General features: G+C 70.8%; 18 protein-coding genes. 13 read left to right on the top strand and 5 right to left on the bottom strand.

From position 1 onward, the window contains the following. Positions 1–30: 30 nt before the first annotated feature. From ACSMTC_RS22805 to ACSMTC_RS22770, 8 genes are all read left to right on the top strand, one after another. The gene (locus ACSMTC_RS22805) at positions 31–768 is read left to right on the top strand and encodes an ArsR/SmtB family transcription factor (protein ID WP_436564774.1); all 738 of its coding nucleotides are present in this window, start codon (positions 31–33) and stop codon (positions 766–768) included. Between the two features lie 328 nt (positions 769–1096). Next, the gene (melC1, locus tag ACSMTC_RS22800) at positions 1097–1525 is read left to right on the top strand and encodes an apotyrosinase chaperone MelC1 (RefSeq protein ID WP_436561566.1); all 429 of its coding nucleotides are present in this window, start codon (positions 1097–1099) and stop codon (positions 1523–1525) included. A gap of 52 nt (positions 1526–1577) precedes the next feature. After that, the gene (gene melC2, locus ACSMTC_RS22795; RefSeq protein ID WP_436561565.1) at positions 1578–2405 is read left to right on the top strand and encodes a tyrosinase MelC2; all 828 of its coding nucleotides are present in this window, start codon (positions 1578–1580) and stop codon (positions 2403–2405) included. 77 nt (positions 2406–2482) lie between these two features. Then, entirely contained in the window at positions 2483–2902 is a 420-nt protein-coding gene (locus ACSMTC_RS22790; protein ID WP_436561564.1) for a hypothetical protein, read from the top strand. A gap of 219 nt (positions 2903–3121) precedes the next feature. Beyond that, complete coding sequence (locus ACSMTC_RS22785) at positions 3122–3391, top strand: type II toxin-antitoxin system Phd/YefM family antitoxin (RefSeq protein ID WP_436561563.1); 270 nt, start codon at positions 3122–3124, stop codon at positions 3389–3391. Beyond that, the gene (locus tag ACSMTC_RS22780) at positions 3384–3647 is read left to right on the top strand and encodes a type II toxin-antitoxin system RelE family toxin (RefSeq protein ID WP_436561562.1); all 264 of its coding nucleotides are present in this window, start codon (positions 3384–3386) and stop codon (positions 3645–3647) included. The genes ACSMTC_RS22785 and ACSMTC_RS22780 overlap by 8 nt, the downstream gene beginning before the upstream one ends. 200 nt (positions 3648–3847) lie before the next feature. Next, entirely contained in the window at positions 3848–4105 is a 258-nt protein-coding gene (locus ACSMTC_RS22775) for a type II toxin-antitoxin system Phd/YefM family antitoxin (protein WP_436561561.1), read from the top strand. Next, positions 4102–4362, top strand: coding sequence for a Txe/YoeB family addiction module toxin (locus ACSMTC_RS22770; protein ID WP_436561560.1), 261 nt, complete (start codon positions 4102–4104; stop codon positions 4360–4362). Before ACSMTC_RS22775 ends, ACSMTC_RS22770 begins: the two co-directional genes overlap by 4 nt. A gap of 93 nt (positions 4363–4455) precedes the next feature. On the opposite strand, the gene ychF is transcribed toward ACSMTC_RS22770, so the two are convergent. After that, complete coding sequence (ychF, locus tag ACSMTC_RS22765; protein WP_436561559.1) at positions 4456–5529, bottom strand: redox-regulated ATPase YchF; 1074 nt, start codon at positions 5527–5529, stop codon at positions 4456–4458. A 105-nt stretch (positions 5530–5634) separates the two neighbouring features. Next, positions 5635–6036: a VOC family protein gene (locus ACSMTC_RS22760; RefSeq protein ID WP_436561558.1), complete on the bottom strand. Its 402-nt coding sequence runs from the start codon at positions 6034–6036 to the stop codon at positions 5635–5637. A 145-nt stretch (positions 6037–6181) separates the two neighbouring features. Here ACSMTC_RS22760 and ACSMTC_RS22755 point away from each other — a divergent pair, with 145 nt between their 5' ends. After that, a complete protein-coding gene (locus ACSMTC_RS22755; RefSeq protein ID WP_436561557.1) occupies positions 6182–6787 on the top strand; it encodes a DUF6542 domain-containing protein in 606 nt (201 codons plus the stop codon). 82 nt (positions 6788–6869) lie between these two features. On the opposite strand, the gene ppgK is transcribed toward ACSMTC_RS22755, so the two are convergent. Together ppgK and ACSMTC_RS22745 are read right to left on the bottom strand one after the other, a co-directional pair. Then, entirely contained in the window at positions 6870–7613 is a 744-nt protein-coding gene (gene ppgK / locus ACSMTC_RS22750) for a polyphosphate--glucose phosphotransferase (protein WP_436561556.1), read from the bottom strand. Positions 7614–7744: 131 nt separating this feature from the next. After that, a complete protein-coding gene (locus ACSMTC_RS22745) occupies positions 7745–8728 on the bottom strand; it encodes a 4-hydroxy-3-methylbut-2-enyl diphosphate reductase (RefSeq protein ID WP_436561555.1) in 984 nt (327 codons plus the stop codon). A gap of 97 nt (positions 8729–8825) precedes the next feature. On the opposite strand from ACSMTC_RS22745, the gene ACSMTC_RS22740 reads away from it, so the two are divergent. From ACSMTC_RS22740 to ACSMTC_RS22725, 4 genes are all read left to right on the top strand, one after another. Next, a complete protein-coding gene (locus tag ACSMTC_RS22740) occupies positions 8826–10166 on the top strand; it encodes an APC family permease (RefSeq protein ID WP_436561554.1) in 1341 nt (446 codons plus the stop codon). Positions 10167–10295: 129 nt separating this feature from the next. Beyond that, positions 10296–11513 (top strand): exodeoxyribonuclease VII large subunit, encoded by a 1218-nt coding sequence (xseA, locus tag ACSMTC_RS22735; protein WP_436561553.1) that lies wholly within the window; start codon positions 10296–10298, stop codon positions 11511–11513. Positions 11514–11687: 174 nt separating this feature from the next. Then, the gene (locus ACSMTC_RS22730; RefSeq protein WP_436561552.1) at positions 11688–11939 is read left to right on the top strand and encodes an exodeoxyribonuclease VII small subunit; all 252 of its coding nucleotides are present in this window, start codon (positions 11688–11690) and stop codon (positions 11937–11939) included. Positions 11940–12067: 128 nt separating this feature from the next. Next, positions 12068–12679, top strand: coding sequence for a malonic semialdehyde reductase (locus ACSMTC_RS22725; RefSeq protein ID WP_436561551.1), 612 nt, complete (start codon positions 12068–12070; stop codon positions 12677–12679). 73 nt (positions 12680–12752) lie between these two features. On the opposite strand, the gene ACSMTC_RS22720 is transcribed toward ACSMTC_RS22725, so the two are convergent. Next, positions 12753–13274, bottom strand: a complete 522-nt coding sequence (locus ACSMTC_RS22720; protein ID WP_436561550.1) for a DUF4245 domain-containing protein — start codon at positions 13272–13274, stop codon at positions 12753–12755. Between the last annotated feature and the right edge of the window lie 169 nt (positions 13275–13443).

The raw sequence follows: 13443 nt of genomic DNA, 5'->3' as shown, positions 1-13443 counted from the left end.
CGGGTGCACTCTGGGTACGTGACACGGAGCATGCGGGAACGCGGGGCGGCGGCGGACGAGGTACGGGCCGAGGGGCACGCGGTCGCCTCGCTGGCCGGACTGCTGGCCGACACCACCAGGGCCACGTTCTGCCTGGCACTGCTGGACGGCCGGGCCTGGACCGCCAACGAGCTCGCCCGCCACGCCGGGGTCGCCGCCTCCACCGCGACCACCCACCTCAACGCCCTGGCCGAGGGCGGTCTGCTCGCCGAGGAGCGCCAGGGCCGCCACCGGTACGTCCGGCTGGCGGGCGCCGAGGCCGCCGAACTGGTCGAACTCCTCTCCGCACTGGCACCCGGCTGGCTCGCCCCGCCGCCCCGGACGCTCTCCGCCGCCAACCGGCGCAGCGCCATGGCGCGGGCCCGTACCTGCTACGACCACCTGGCCGGGCTGCTCGGGGTCACCATCACCGAGGCCATGGCCGAGCGGGGCCTGCTGGACTGGCGGCACGGCCCGGCCCTGACCGCCGCGGGCACCGAGTGGCTGGACTCCCTGGGCATCACCCTGCCCGAGGGTTCCAAGCGGCCCGCCGTCCGCCCCTGTCTCGACTTCACCGAGCGCCGGCCGCACCTCGCCGGGACCGTCGGGGCCGCCATCTGCCACCACGCCTTCGACGCCGGCTGGATCGTCCGTATCGGCACCACCCGGGCGGTGAGCCTCACCCCCGAGGGCAGGGAAGCCCTCGCCGGCCACCTGGACCTACGGCATCACGCCATCCTGGAACCGTAAGACCGGTCACATGACGCGCGTAGTTGATGAAGTATCTCCTGCCAAGTGGCAGATTCTGTAAAGAATCTTCACCAAAACACGCCTGAGACCGACGTACTCAGAGAAGTCCTTGACTGGTACAGGATGCAACTTTCGGCGAGGCATGTCCGGAAATATGGACAGCCGTCCGACCCCCGCCGATCGGCCGTTCCTGCGCTCTACCTCCGGCTGTAAGCATGAGCTTGCGGATCGACCTTGGAAATCGCCTTCGACCCACCCGTCAGGCCGACGATCCGTCATCCAGCAGCCAACCCAGGGGGGTTACTCAGCCATGTCCAAAAACGACGCCATGTCCGAGAACAGCGCCACGCCCGCGAACGGCTCCGCACCCGAGGGCCGCAGCCCGTCCGACCTCACCCGCCGCCGAATGCTGCAGGGGGCGGGTGTCGCCCTCGCCGCGGCCGCCGGGACCGCCGTGATCGGCTTCACCGGGCCCGCCAGGCAGCACGCCGTGGCCGCCGACCCGGGCGCCGGGGACGAGTTCGACGAGGTGTACCAGGGCCGCCGGATCCAGGGCCGGCTGATCGCCACCGGCCACGCCGCCCACCACGGCGGCTACCAGGTCCTGGTCGACGGCGCGGAGCTGCACGTCATGCAGAACGCCGACGGCACCTGGATCAGCGTGGTGAACCACTACCAGACCCACGCCACGCCGCGCTCACTCGCCCGCGCCGCCGTGGTCGACCTCCAGGGCGCCGAACTGCTCCCGCTCACCTGAGCGGTAGAGCCACCGACCGGACCCTGACCGCACCCACCCAAGAGGAACTTCCATGGCAGTGCGCAAGAACCAGGCGACCCTGACGGCCAAGGAGAAGCGCGACTTCGTCGACGCCCTCCTGGAGCTCAAGCGCCAGGGACGCTACGACTCCTACGTCAGCATCCACAACACCTTCATCATCAGCGACACCGACAACGGCGAACGGACCGGGCACCGCTCGCCCTCCTTCCTGCCCTGGCACCGCAAGTTCCTGCTCCAGTTCGAGCAGGACCTGCAGAGCATCAACCCGGCCGTCACCCTGCCCTACTGGGACTGGACGGCCGACCGCACCGCCACCTCGTCGATCTGGGGCCCGGACTTCCTCGGCGGCAACGGCCGCAGCAGCGACGGCCAGGTCACCACCGGGCCGTTCGCCTACAGCGGCGGCAAGTGGACCCTCACGGTGCGCCCGGACAGCCGCAACTACCTGCGTCGCAGCCTCGGCGGCGCCGTCGCCGCACTGCCGACCAAGGCCGAGGCGGAGTCCGTACTCGCCATGGCCACCTACGACATGGCCCCGTGGAACAGCTCTTCCGACGGCTTCCGCAACCACCTCGAAGGCTGGCGCGGCGTCAACCTGCACAACCGGGTGCACGTCTGGATCGGCGGCCACATGGCCACCGGCATGTCCCCCAACGACCCGGCCTTCTGGCTGCACCACTGTTTCATCGACAAGCTGTGGGCCGAGTGGCAGTCCCGCCACCCGGACCGGAGCTACCTGCCGACCGGCAACACTCCCGATGTGGTCGACCTCAACGAGACCATGAAGCCGTGGAACAACGTGACCCCGGCCGACCTGCTCGACCACACCAAGTTCTACACCTACGACACCGGCTTCTAGCGGCCGCGTTTGCCAGGGTGGCGCGCGATGTGGCGTGCTCGTCACTCGAACTGTTCGGACCACCAGGGGGAGAGTCGATGAAGAACGGTCTGAAGCGGGGCGTGACACGTGCCGCCGCGGTCGGCGCCATGGGCATGGCCACGGTCGCGGTCGCGGTGACACCCGCGGTCGCCAAGGGCTCCGCTGAACTCAGCGTGCCCGGCAAGGTGAGCGTCGGCCAGGTCATCCACATCAAGGGGCGGGCCGACGATGACGGGGCCACCGACGCCAGGCTCTGCGTGCAGGAACGCTTCGGCAAGTCGGGCGCCTGGCGCACCGTCAAGTGCGGTCGCCTGACCACGCTCCCGCTGCACGACGCCACGGTCGACGTGAAGATCAGGGCCGCCCACCGCGGCACCCTGCAGTTCCGCGGGGTGCTCTACGGCTACGACGGCGTGCCGGGCGACCGTCCGTTCACCGACCGCACCACGGAGGTCAAGCTCGTCCACGTGCGCTGAGGCACACCGGCGACACCGAGGGGCCCAGGTCCGACCGGACCGGGGCCCCTCGGGCTGAGCGCGCCGGATCGGACTTTGCGGCGGATTCTTGGACACACCGCTCCCACCTGCACAGACGCCGGCCCGGGAGATCGGATCCAGCACAGAGGCGGGCCATCCGGCGCAGGTGAGCCGGAGAGCCCATTGTGTACACCTGGAACACTCGGTACCCTTGAGTACATGACGCAGCCGCTACCCATAGAGTCCATCCGCGATGTCCGCGCGCATCTCGCCGAGGTCGTGGAGCGGGCCGACCGCGACGACGTCCCCACCGTGATCACGCGCCGTGGCAAGCAGGTCGCCGCCGTCGTATCCATCGAGGTGCTCCGCAAGTACCAGGAATGGGAAGAACGCGAGATCAACCGGATCATCGACGAGCGCATGGCGAATCCCTCGGCCGGCATCCCCATCGAGGACATCATGAGGGAGACTCTGGCCCGCAGTGAGTGAGTACCGCACCGTCTTCCGACCGGAGGCTCAGGCCGAGCTGCGGAAGATCCCCCGCGACATGGCACTCCGCATCCTGGCCAAGCTGACCGAGCTGGAAAGCAATCCACTCGGCTTCAGCACCACCGCACTCGTGTCGCAACCCGAACGGCGTCGCCTACGAGTGGGCGACTACCGCGTCATCTACACGATCGACAACGGGGAACTGGTGGTGTGGGTCGTGCACATCGGACACCGCTCCACGGTCTACGGCACCTGACCTCCGCATCGGGACATCCGGCACCGATCCGGCACGGGCATGGCGACGGGATCGGCTCCTGAACGAGTCGACCCCATCCGGCCTGCACAGTCGCCAGGTCCGCAACGTGGTGTTACTTCGTCCAGGACTGTCTGCAGACTGACTTGTCGCCACCTGGACACAGACGTACAGTTTCTTGTACCTACCGGAGGAGCCGAGCCATGAAGACCATGACCTACTCGGAGTCACGCGCACGGTACGCCGAAGTGCTCAACGCGGTCACGGACGACCGCGAGGAGATAGTGATCACTCGCGCCGGACGCGAGCCGGTGGTGATCGTCTCGCTGGAGGACTACCAGTCCCTGAAAGAGACCGCCTACCTGCTGCGCAGCCCCGCGAACGCGCGCCGCCTCCTGGCCTCCATCGAGGAGCTGGAGAGCGGTGGCGGGACCGCACGGGAGCTGGCGAATCCCGAGTGAAGATCGTCTTCGCCTCCCGGGCCTGGGAGGACTACCTGTGGTGGCAACTCCAGGACCGCAAGATCCTCAAGCGGATCAACACGCTCATCGCCGACGTGGCACGCAATGGCAACGAGGGGATCGGAAAGCCCGAACCGCTCAAGCACGGGTTCCAGGGCTACTGGTCGCGTCGAATCAATGACGAGCACCGCCTCATCTACAAAGCCACCGACGACTCGGTCCTCATCGCCCAATGCCGCTACCACTACGAGAGTTGACCTGACGACGTGAGCCGCCGACCGTGACACGGCGGCATCAACCAGGGCGCTGCTCGGCCCGCTCCGGCGACCGAGCAGCGCCCTCCCGGCACGTCACACGTTAAAGCGGAACTCCACGACGTCGCCGTCCTGCATGATGTACTCCTTGCCCTCGATCCGGGCCTTGCCCTTGGAGCGGGCCTCGGCGATGGAGCCGGTCTCGACCAGGTCGTCGAAGGAGATGACCTCGGCCTTGATGAAGCCCTTCTGGAAGTCGGTGTGGATCACACCGGCCGCCTCGGGGGCGGTGGCGCCCTTCTTGATGGTCCAGGCGCGGGTTTCCTTGGGGCCGGCGGTCAGGTAGGTCTGCAGGCCGAGGGTGTCGAAGCCGACCCGGGCCAGGGTGGCGAGACCCGGCTCCTCCTGGCCCATGGACTGGAGGAGCTCGAGGGCCTCGGCGTCGTCCAGCTCGATCAGCTCGGACTCGATCTTGGCGTTGAGGAAGATCGCCTCGGCCGGGGCGACCAGCTCGCGCTGGGCGTTCTTGAAGTCCTCGTCGGCCAGCTCCTCCTCGTCCACGTTGAAGACGTAGAGGAAGGGCTTGGCGGTCAGCAGGTGGAGGTCGCGGATCGGGGTGGTGTCGAACCCGGCCTCGAAGAGGGTCTTGCCGCTCTCCAGCACCGCCTGGGCCGCCTCGGCGGCGGCGAGCACCGGCGCGGTGTCCTTCTTGAGCCGGGCCTCCTTCTGCAGCCGCGGCAGCACCTTCTCGATGGTCTGCAGGTCGGCGAGGATCAGCTCGGTGTGGATGGTCTCGATGTCGTCCTTGGGCGAGACCTTGCCGTCCACGTGCACCACGTCCGGGTCGGTGAAGGCACGGACGACCTGGCAGATGGCGTTCGCCTCACGGATGTTGGCGAGGAACTTGTTGCCCAGGCCCTCGCCCTCGCTGGCGCCGCGCACGATGCCCGCGATGTCCACGAAGTCCACGGTGGCCGGGAGGATCCGCTGCGAGCCGAAGATCTCGGCGAGCTTGGCCAGCCGGACGTCCGGGACGCCGACGACGCCCACGTTGGGCTCGATGGTGGCGAACGGGTAGTTGGCCGCCAGCACGTCGTTCTTGGTCAGGGCGTTGAAAAGAGTCGACTTGCCGACGTTGGGCAGGCCGACGATTCCGATCGTGAGCGACATGAAGCGCAGTCCCGTGGGCTTGGAGGAGTGGAATGGCACCGTAGGGGCCGATCCCCCAGTCTAAGGGCCAGCCGAACGGGGTCCGGGATCGAACGGGGTCCGGGCTCAGACCCCGGCGGTGGGAAGGGCCGGCTCCAGGAACTCCAGCCGGTTGCCCAGCCCGTCGGCGGAGTGGAACCGCCGGTAGCCGGGGAAGTTGTCGTCCCAGACCACCGGGTGGCCGTGCGCCTCCAGTCGGGCGGCCAGCTCGTCCAGCGAACGGACCAGGATGCCCGGGTGCCCCTTGCGGGACGGGGCGAACTCGGCCACCACACCGAGGTGCACCTCAAGGCCGCCGCCGCGGAACCAGCAGCCGCCGCGCGCCGCCAGCACCGGCGGCTTCTCCACCTCGGCCATCCCGAGCACCCCGGCCCAGAACTCGCGGCAGAGGTCCTCGCCGCCCGCCGGAATGTCCAGCTGGACGTGGTGCAGCCGCTCGAACGAGAAGGCCGGCTCGGTGACGGACATGCTCTCCCCCTGGTCACTTCGAAAGATCGCACCCGGAGGGTCCGGTCCGGAGATCGCCCCGAGACTACTCGCGGTTCGGGACACGGGGGAGGGGCAAACGCGGCCATTACACAGTGTGGCGATGATCGGACCGTACGTTGGGTGGGTGGAGCAGAGCATCCGTACCCAGCCGCCCGGGCCCAGACGGCGACCGCCAGCCGGTACCGCCGCCGAGGCCGCCGTACCGGGGCCCACCACGCCCCCCGAGTCCCGGGTCCGCCAGCCGGCCAGGCCGCGCACGGCCTCCGGGGTCCGTCCCGCGCCGCCGAAGTCCCGGCTGCGCCTGCCGCTTCAGCTCGGCGCCCGGGAACGCCCGCGCAGCGGGCGGCCGGCCCGGCTCACCGCCGTCGGCACCGGCGTCCTGGCGCTGGCCGGGACGGTGCTGGCGGCGGCGGCTGACCGGATGCTGTTCGACGGACTCGGGGTGCTGTTCGGACTGGGCTACCTGGTGGTCTGCTTCCAGCTGGCCGTACGGGTGCGGTTCGCGGACCTGGCCGCCGCGCCGATCAGCGGGCCGATCGCGTTCGCCGCCGCGCTGCTGCTCTTCGGTCCGCCCGCCGCGCCCGGGGTGATCGGGCAGGTGGTGGCGCTGGCGAGCGGCCTGGCGGTCCGGGCGGAATGGCTGTTCGGCGGCACCGGTCTGGCCGGGATGATCGTGGCGGCCCGGTTCGTCGCCCAGCGCCGCCTCCGGCGCAACCGTTCGACCGGCTGAACGGGATCCCTCGGACACGTACGGGTTCGGCGGAAGCCGCCACGCCGGGTGCGGCGCCTGCCGCGCGGGCCCGCGTATGCGCTCAGCCGGACTTGGCGGCGGCCATGGCGGCGCCGACGATGCCGGCGTCGTTGCGCAGGCGGGCCGGTACGACTCTCGCCTCGCGCTCCTTCAGCAGCGGCAGGAACTTGTCGTGCTTGCGGCTGACCCCGCCGCCGATGACGATCAGCCGGGGTGCGAAGAGCCGGTCCACCAGGTCGAGGTACTCGTCCACCCGGACGGCCCACTCGGACCAGCTGAGCTCATGGCGCTCCTTGGCCGCCGAGGAGGCCCGGCGCTCGGCGTCCTTGCCGCGCAGCTCCAGGTGGCCGAGCTCGGTGTTGGGGACGAGGACGCCGTCCACGAAGAGGCCGCTGCCGATGCCGGTACCGAAGGTGAGGACGAGCACCACGCCGTCCTGGTCACGTCCGGCGCCGTAGGTGATCTCGGCGAGCCCCGCCGCGTCGGCGTCGTTGAGCACGGTGGCGGGCAGGCCCAGCGTCTGCCGGAACAGACCCTGGGCATCCCGGCCGATCCAGTCCTTGGCGACGTTGGCCGCCGTACGGGTGCGCCCGTCGACCACCACGCCGGGGAAGGTGAGCCCGACCGGGCCCTGGTGGCCGAAGTGCCGGACCACCTCGCAGACCGCGTCGGCCACGGCCTCGGGCGAAGCCGGATGCGGGGTGAGGACCTTGTACCGCTCCTCGGTGAGCTCGCCCCTCTCCAGGTCGACGGGCGCGCCCTTGATGCCCGAGCCGCCGATGTCCACGCCGAATACCGTCGTCATGGCCACTGCCCTCCGTCATCCACAGCCTGTGCACAAACGTACGGGTGCCCGGTGGCACCCGCCTGCTGATACCCGGGCCCGGACACGGCGACGCCCGGGAGCCCCTCGGGTCCCGGGCGTCGCGGTGGTGCTCAGAGCTTCCCGGCGGCCTCGGCGCGCAGGTCGCGGCGCAGCTCCTTGGGCAGCGAGAAGATCAGGTGCTCCTCGGCGGTCTTGACGATCTCCACATCGGCGAAGCCGCGCTCGGCGAGGAAGGCCAGCACGCCCTCGACCAGGATCTCCGGCACCGAGGCGCCGCTGGTCAGGCCGACCGTGGTGACGCCCTCCAGCCAGGCCTCGTCGATCTCCTCGGCGAAGTCGACCAGGTGCGCCGCCTTGGCGCCGTACTCCAGGCCGACCTCGACCAGGCGGACGGAGTTGGAGGAGTTCTTGGAGCCGACCACGATCAGCAGGTCGGTTTCGGGAGCCAGCTGCTTGACCGCGACCTGGCGGTTCTGGGTGGCGTAGCAGATGTCGTCGCTGGGCGGGCTGACCAGCAGCGGGAAGCGCTTCTTCAGCTCGCCGACGGTGGCCATGGTCTCGTCCACGGAGAGGGTGGTCTGGGACAGCCAGACGACCTTGGACTCGTCGCGGACCTGCACCTCGGCCACGTCCTCGGCACCGTCCACCAGGTGGATCCGGTCCGGGGCCTCGCCCATCGTGCCGATGACCTCCTCGTGGCCCTCATGGCCGACCAGCAGGATGTCGTAGCCCTCGTTCGCGAACCGGACGGCCTCCTTGTGGACCTTGGTCACCAGGGGGCAGGTGGCGTCGACGGTGGCGAGCTTGCCGGCCTTCGCCTCGTCGTGCACCGAGGGGGCGACACCGTGCGCCGAGAAGACCACGATCGAGCCCTCGGGCACCTCCTCCGTCTCGTCGACGAAGATCGCGCCCTGCTTCTCCAGGGTCTGCACGACGTACTTGTTGTGCACGATCTGCTTGCGGACGTAGATCGGCGCCCCGTACTGCTCAAGGGCCTTCTCCACGGCGATCACGGCGCGGTCGACGCCCGCGCAGTAACCCCGGGGGGCGGCGAGCAGGACGCGGCGCTGAGCAGTGTTGGACATGGGTCCCATGGTAAGGGCCGCCCTCCCCCGTCCGGACCGCGACAGCGGCGCCACGGCGCGCGTGCCCTGCGCCGCCGAGGGGGCCCGCGGTGCTGGAATGAGGGGGATGAACGAGCGAGTGGAGCCGGGCCGGCTGCGCCGCAGCCTCGGTGTGCGCGATCTGATGGTCTACGGGCTGCTGTTCATCGCCCCGATGGCCCCGGTCGGGGTGTTCGGGGTGCTGGACGCCAAGAGCGACGGCGCCCTCGCCTCGGTGTACCTGGTGGCCACCGTGGCGATGGGGTTCACCGCCTTCTCGTACGCGCAGATGGTGCGCGCGGTACCCCTGGCGGGTTCGGTGTTCGCGTACGCCCGGGCGGCCCTGGGCGAGGGGGCGGGGTTCGTCGCCGGGTGGATGGCGATGCTGGACTACCTGCTGATCCCCGCGGTGGCGTACCTGTTCTCGGGGATCGCGCTGAACTCGCTGGTCCCCGAGGTGCCGCGCTGGGTGTGGACGGTGCTGGCGGTGCTGCTCACCACCGGCCTGAACCTGGCCGGGGTGCGGACGGCGGCCTCCGTCGGCTTCGCGGTGCTGGCGATGGAGGTCGCGGTACTGGCGGTCTTCGCGGTCTCGGCGGTGGTGGTACTGGTCCGCGACGGAGCGCACCGGGACTGGTGGTCACCGCTGGCCTCCGTCACCGGGTTCTCACCGGCGGCGGTGCTCTCGGCGGTTTCGGTCGCGGTGCTGTCGTACCTGGGCTTCGACGCGATCGCCTCGTTCGTGGAGGAGGCGGTCGGGGCCTCGGCCGCGGTGGCCAGGGCGGTGCTGTGGTGCCTGGCGCTGGCCGGGCTGCTGTTCGTGGTGCAGACCTATCTGGCCGCGCTGCTGGAGCCGCTCACCCCGGAGCAGCTGGCCCAGGACCCGGCGGCGCAGGGCCCGGCGTTCTACCGGACGGTGGACGCCTCGATCGGGCACTGGCTGCAGACCCTGGTGGCGCTGAGCAAGGCGGTCGGGGCGGCGTTCGCGGCGCTGGCCGGGCAGGCGGCGGCCGGGCGGCTGCTGTTCGCGATGGGCCGGGAAGGGCGGCTGCCGAGGGCGCTCGCGGCGGTGGACCCCGGGTCGGCGGTACCGCGCCGGGCACTGCTGACGGCGGCGGTGGTCACCCTGGTCGCGGCGGTCTGGGCGGCCCGCCGGGCCGACGGGCTCGACCAGCTGACCTCGGTGGTCAACGTCGGCGCGCTCACCGCCTTCGTACTGCTGCACGCCTCGGTGCTCGGCTGGTACGCGGTCCGCCACCACTCGCACCACTGGCTGCGGCACGTGGTGGTCCCGGTGCTGGGGATCGTGGTGATCGTCGCGGTGCTGGTCGAGGCCTCGCACGCCGCGCAGGTGGTGGGCGGGCTGTGGCTGCTGGTGGGGCTGCTGGTGCTGGTCACCCAGGGGGCCGCCGTCGGGCGCCGTCAGTAGTGTGCGGCGTCGGCCGCCGCCCGGGCCGCTCCGCCGCCGGGCGCCGGGATGCCCGGCGGTCCTCGCCGCCGGCTGCCCCGTTGCCCGGATTCCGGCCCGCTGTCGGCTGCCGGGGATAGCCTCGTACGCATGGCCAACACCAGCTCACCCGAGGCACCCATCCCGGTCGGCAAGGTCTCCGCGCTGATCGGGGGCTGGATCGACCGGCTGGGCGAGGTGTGGGTCGAAGGGCAGATCACCCAGCTGAGCCGGCGTCCGGGCGCCGGTGTGGTGTTCCTGACGCTGCGTGACCCGGAGCGGGACGTCTCGCTGACCGTGACGTGCTTCCGGTCGGTCTTCGACCGGGTGGCCGAGGACGTCCAGGAGGGCTCGCGGATCATCCTGCTCGCCAAGCCCGAGTGGTACCTGGCGCGCGGCACGCTCTCGCTGCGGGCCTCCGAGATCCGGCTGGTGGGGCTGGGCGAGCTGCTCGCCAGACTGGAGCACCTGAAGCGGCGGCTCGCGGCCGAGGGTCTGTTCGCGGCGGAGCGAAAGCGGCCGCTGCCCTTCCTGCCGCAGCGCATCGGCCTGGTGACCGGCCGCGGTTCGGCCGCCGAGCGGGACGTCCTGGAGAACGCCCGGCGCCGCTGGCCCGCCGTGCGCTTCGAGGTCCGGAACGCACTGGTGCAGGGGGTCAGCGCGGCTGCCCAAGTGTCGGCCGCGGTAGGCGAGTTGGACGAACACCCGGACGTGGATGTGATCATCGTGGCCCGGGGCGGCGGCAGCGTCGAGGACCTGCTGCCGTTCTCCGACGAGGAGTTGGTGCGGACGGTGGCCGCCGCCCGGACACCGGTGGTCAGCGCGATCGGGCACGAACCGGACCAGCCGTTGCTCGACTGGGTCGCCGACCTGCGGGCCTCGACGCCGACGGACGCCGCGAAGCGGGTCGTGCCGGACGTCGGGGAGGAGCTGGCCAAGGTGCGACAGCTGCGGGACCGGGCCCGGCGGCACGTGGTCGGACGGGTCGAACGGGAGCTGGCCGGGCTGGCGAGCGTGCGCAGCCGGCCGGCACTCGCCGCTCCGCACCGACTGGTGGACGGCCCCGCCGACGAGGTGGCCGCACTGCTGGAGCGGGCCCGGCGCTGCCTCGGGCACCGGCTGGACGCGGCGGAGTCGGATCTCGGGCACACCCTGGCGCGGGTGGTGGCGCTCTCGCCGCTCGCCACACTGGAGCGCGGGTACGCCGTGCTGCAGCGGGCGGACGGACACGTGGTCACCGACCCGGCCCAGGTCTCGACCGGGGAGCAGCTGCACGCCAGGGTCGCCGAGGGCGCCTTCGAGGTCACCGTCGGGGAAGCCTCCGCATAACCGCGGCCCCTCCACCCGCCTTGCGGGGCGACACCCCGGATGCGGGGAACCACGCGCCCGGACCATGCCTGCGCGACTGCCGGGGAGGGGCCGGGCGGCTGCGAATCAGGCCGCACAACCCTCCGCACCCCGAAGGCCCGCCCGCTGTCACGGGCAGCACCTAGGCTGGGCCGCATGGCAGATGAGCAGGTGGCAGGCCAGGGGAACGGCGACGACGCCCTGGGTTACGAGCAGGCCAGGGACGCGCTGCTGGAGGTGGTCCGGCGACTGGAGGCGGGTGGCGTCCCGCTGGAGGAGTCGCTGGCGCTCTGGGAGCGCGGCGAGCAGCTGGCGAAGGTCTGCCAGCGCTGGCTGGACGGCGCGCGGGCGCGACTGGACGCGGCCCTGGCGGCCGAGGAGGAGGGCGCCGACGGCGCGCAGGCGTGAATCCCGCGCGAACGTGACCGGGATCTCTGTCACCTTGCGGAATAGTTGAACATTCACATACCGTTGGACCAGCCGAGCGGCGATGCTGCCGCCCCGACGCATTCGTCTCCAGCAAAAGGTGTAGAAGCATGACTACCGCAGCCAACGACGCCCTGGTCCTCGACGCCGCCGCCCAGGACCTGCTCTTCCGCGAGGCCCGCACCGCGAACACGTTCACCGACGAGCCGGTCACCGACGAGCAGGTCCAGGCGATCTACGACCTGGTCAAGTACGGCCCGACGGCGTTCAACCAGTCGCCGCTGCGCATCGTCCTGGTCCGCACCCCCGAGGGCCGCCAGCGCCTGGTGCAGCACCTGGCCGAGGGCAACCAGGCGAAGACCGCCGCCGCCCCGCTGGTCGCGATCCTGGCCCAGGACAACGAGTTCCACGAGGAGCTGCCGACCCTGTTCCCGCACTTCCCGCAGGCCAAGGACGTCTTCTTCTCGGAGCGCTCGGCCCGCGAGTCCTCCGCCACCCTGAACGGTGCCCTGCAGGCCGCGTACTTCATCATCGGCGTCCGCGCCGCCGGCCTGGCCGCCGGCCCGATGACCGGCTACGACGCCGAGGCCGTCAACAAGGAGTTCTTCCCCGAGGGCGACCACTCGGTGCTGGCCGTCGTCAACATCGGCAAGCCGGGCGAGAACGCCTGGTTCCCGCGCAGCCCGCGCCTGGAGTACGACCAGGTCGTCACCACCGTCTGACGCCCCCGGTCCGCACAGCACGAAGTCCCCCGGCTCTCGGAGCCGGGGGACTTCGTGCTGTGCCCGTGCGGACCTACTTCAGCGACTGGGCGAGCTCGGAGAGCTCCTGGTACGAGGCACTTCCGGTGACCACCGTGGTCGCGCTGCCGGTCTGCACGGTCAGACCGCGGTAGCGGCTGCCCTGGTAGCGCTCCCACTGCTTGCCGTCGACCGAGGCGCTGCCGTCCGGCTTGGCGCCGGCCACGGCGTCCTCGATGACCTGGTCCCGGGTGCCGTTGCTCTGCTCGATGGCCGCGTAGTCACCGGCCGGGGTGACGAAGCCCAGGTGCCAGACGGCGTTGCCCTTGGCGTCCTGGCTGTACTGCACCGAGGTGGCCCGCCACTTGTCGGAGAGGCCGTCGGGCCCCAGCAGCGGGTACGGAGCGGCGCGCTTCGCCGAGGCGAGCGAGGAGCGGTAGTCCACGACGTGCACGCCGTCACCACCGCCGTGCGGGAGGAACAGGTATCCCACCGCGACCACGACACCGATAGCCGCCATCGACAGGACCATGTCCCGTACCGTCTGCCGGCCCTTCATGCTGCTGTTGCCTGCCACCCCCTCATGGTGACCCATCGGGGTCCCACCCCCTGCACCCGGGGTCCACGCCATGGGCCGAAACAACTCAAATCAGCCCAGAATCGCAGGTGACAGCGGTAGGCGCCACAGACAGTCATTCCATAGCCAGATACGATCGCAACACCCTCACCACGGCGTTCGACCGGGC

This window comes from Kitasatospora sp. HPM-01-4 (assembly GCF_051374625.1).
Classification (GTDB): Bacteria; Actinomycetota; Actinomycetes; order Streptomycetales; family Streptomycetaceae; genus Kitasatospora.
This window is presented reverse-complemented; position numbering and strand designations above follow the sequence as displayed.

Excerpts from the sequence above, each read along its gene's own strand:
- ACSMTC_RS22785 (WP_436561563.1), top strand. The coding sequence starts at position 3,122 with ATGACGCAGCCGCTACCCATAGAGTCCATCCGCGATGTCCGCGCGCAT.
- xseA (WP_436561553.1), top strand. The coding sequence starts at position 10,296 with ATGGCCAACACCAGCTCACCCGAGGCACCCATCCCGGTCGGCAAGGTC.
- ACSMTC_RS22805 (WP_436564774.1), top strand. The coding sequence starts at position 31 with ATGCGGGAACGCGGGGCGGCGGCGGACGAGGTACGGGCCGAGGGGCAC.
- ACSMTC_RS22790 (WP_436561564.1), top strand. The coding sequence starts at position 2,483 with ATGAAGAACGGTCTGAAGCGGGGCGTGACACGTGCCGCCGCGGTCGGC.
- melC1 (WP_436561566.1), top strand. The coding sequence starts at position 1,097 with ATGTCCGAGAACAGCGCCACGCCCGCGAACGGCTCCGCACCCGAGGGC.
- ACSMTC_RS22725 (WP_436561551.1), top strand. The coding sequence starts at position 12,068 with ATGACTACCGCAGCCAACGACGCCCTGGTCCTCGACGCCGCCGCCCAG.
- ACSMTC_RS22745 (WP_436561555.1), bottom strand. The coding sequence starts at position 8,728 with ATGGGACCCATGTCCAACACTGCTCAGCGCCGCGTCCTGCTCGCCGCC.
- melC2 (WP_436561565.1), top strand. The coding sequence starts at position 1,578 with ATGGCAGTGCGCAAGAACCAGGCGACCCTGACGGCCAAGGAGAAGCGC.
- ppgK (WP_436561556.1), bottom strand. The coding sequence starts at position 7,613 with ATGACGACGGTATTCGGCGTGGACATCGGCGGCTCGGGCATCAAGGGC.
- ACSMTC_RS22740 (WP_436561554.1), top strand. The coding sequence starts at position 8,826 with ATGAACGAGCGAGTGGAGCCGGGCCGGCTGCGCCGCAGCCTCGGTGTG.
- ACSMTC_RS22775 (WP_436561561.1), top strand. The coding sequence starts at position 3,848 with ATGAAGACCATGACCTACTCGGAGTCACGCGCACGGTACGCCGAAGTG.
- ychF (WP_436561559.1), bottom strand. The coding sequence starts at position 5,529 with ATGTCGCTCACGATCGGAATCGTCGGCCTGCCCAACGTCGGCAAGTCG.
- ACSMTC_RS22760 (WP_436561558.1), bottom strand. The coding sequence starts at position 6,036 with ATGTCCGTCACCGAGCCGGCCTTCTCGTTCGAGCGGCTGCACCACGTC.
- ACSMTC_RS22730 (WP_436561552.1), top strand. The coding sequence starts at position 11,688 with ATGGCAGATGAGCAGGTGGCAGGCCAGGGGAACGGCGACGACGCCCTG.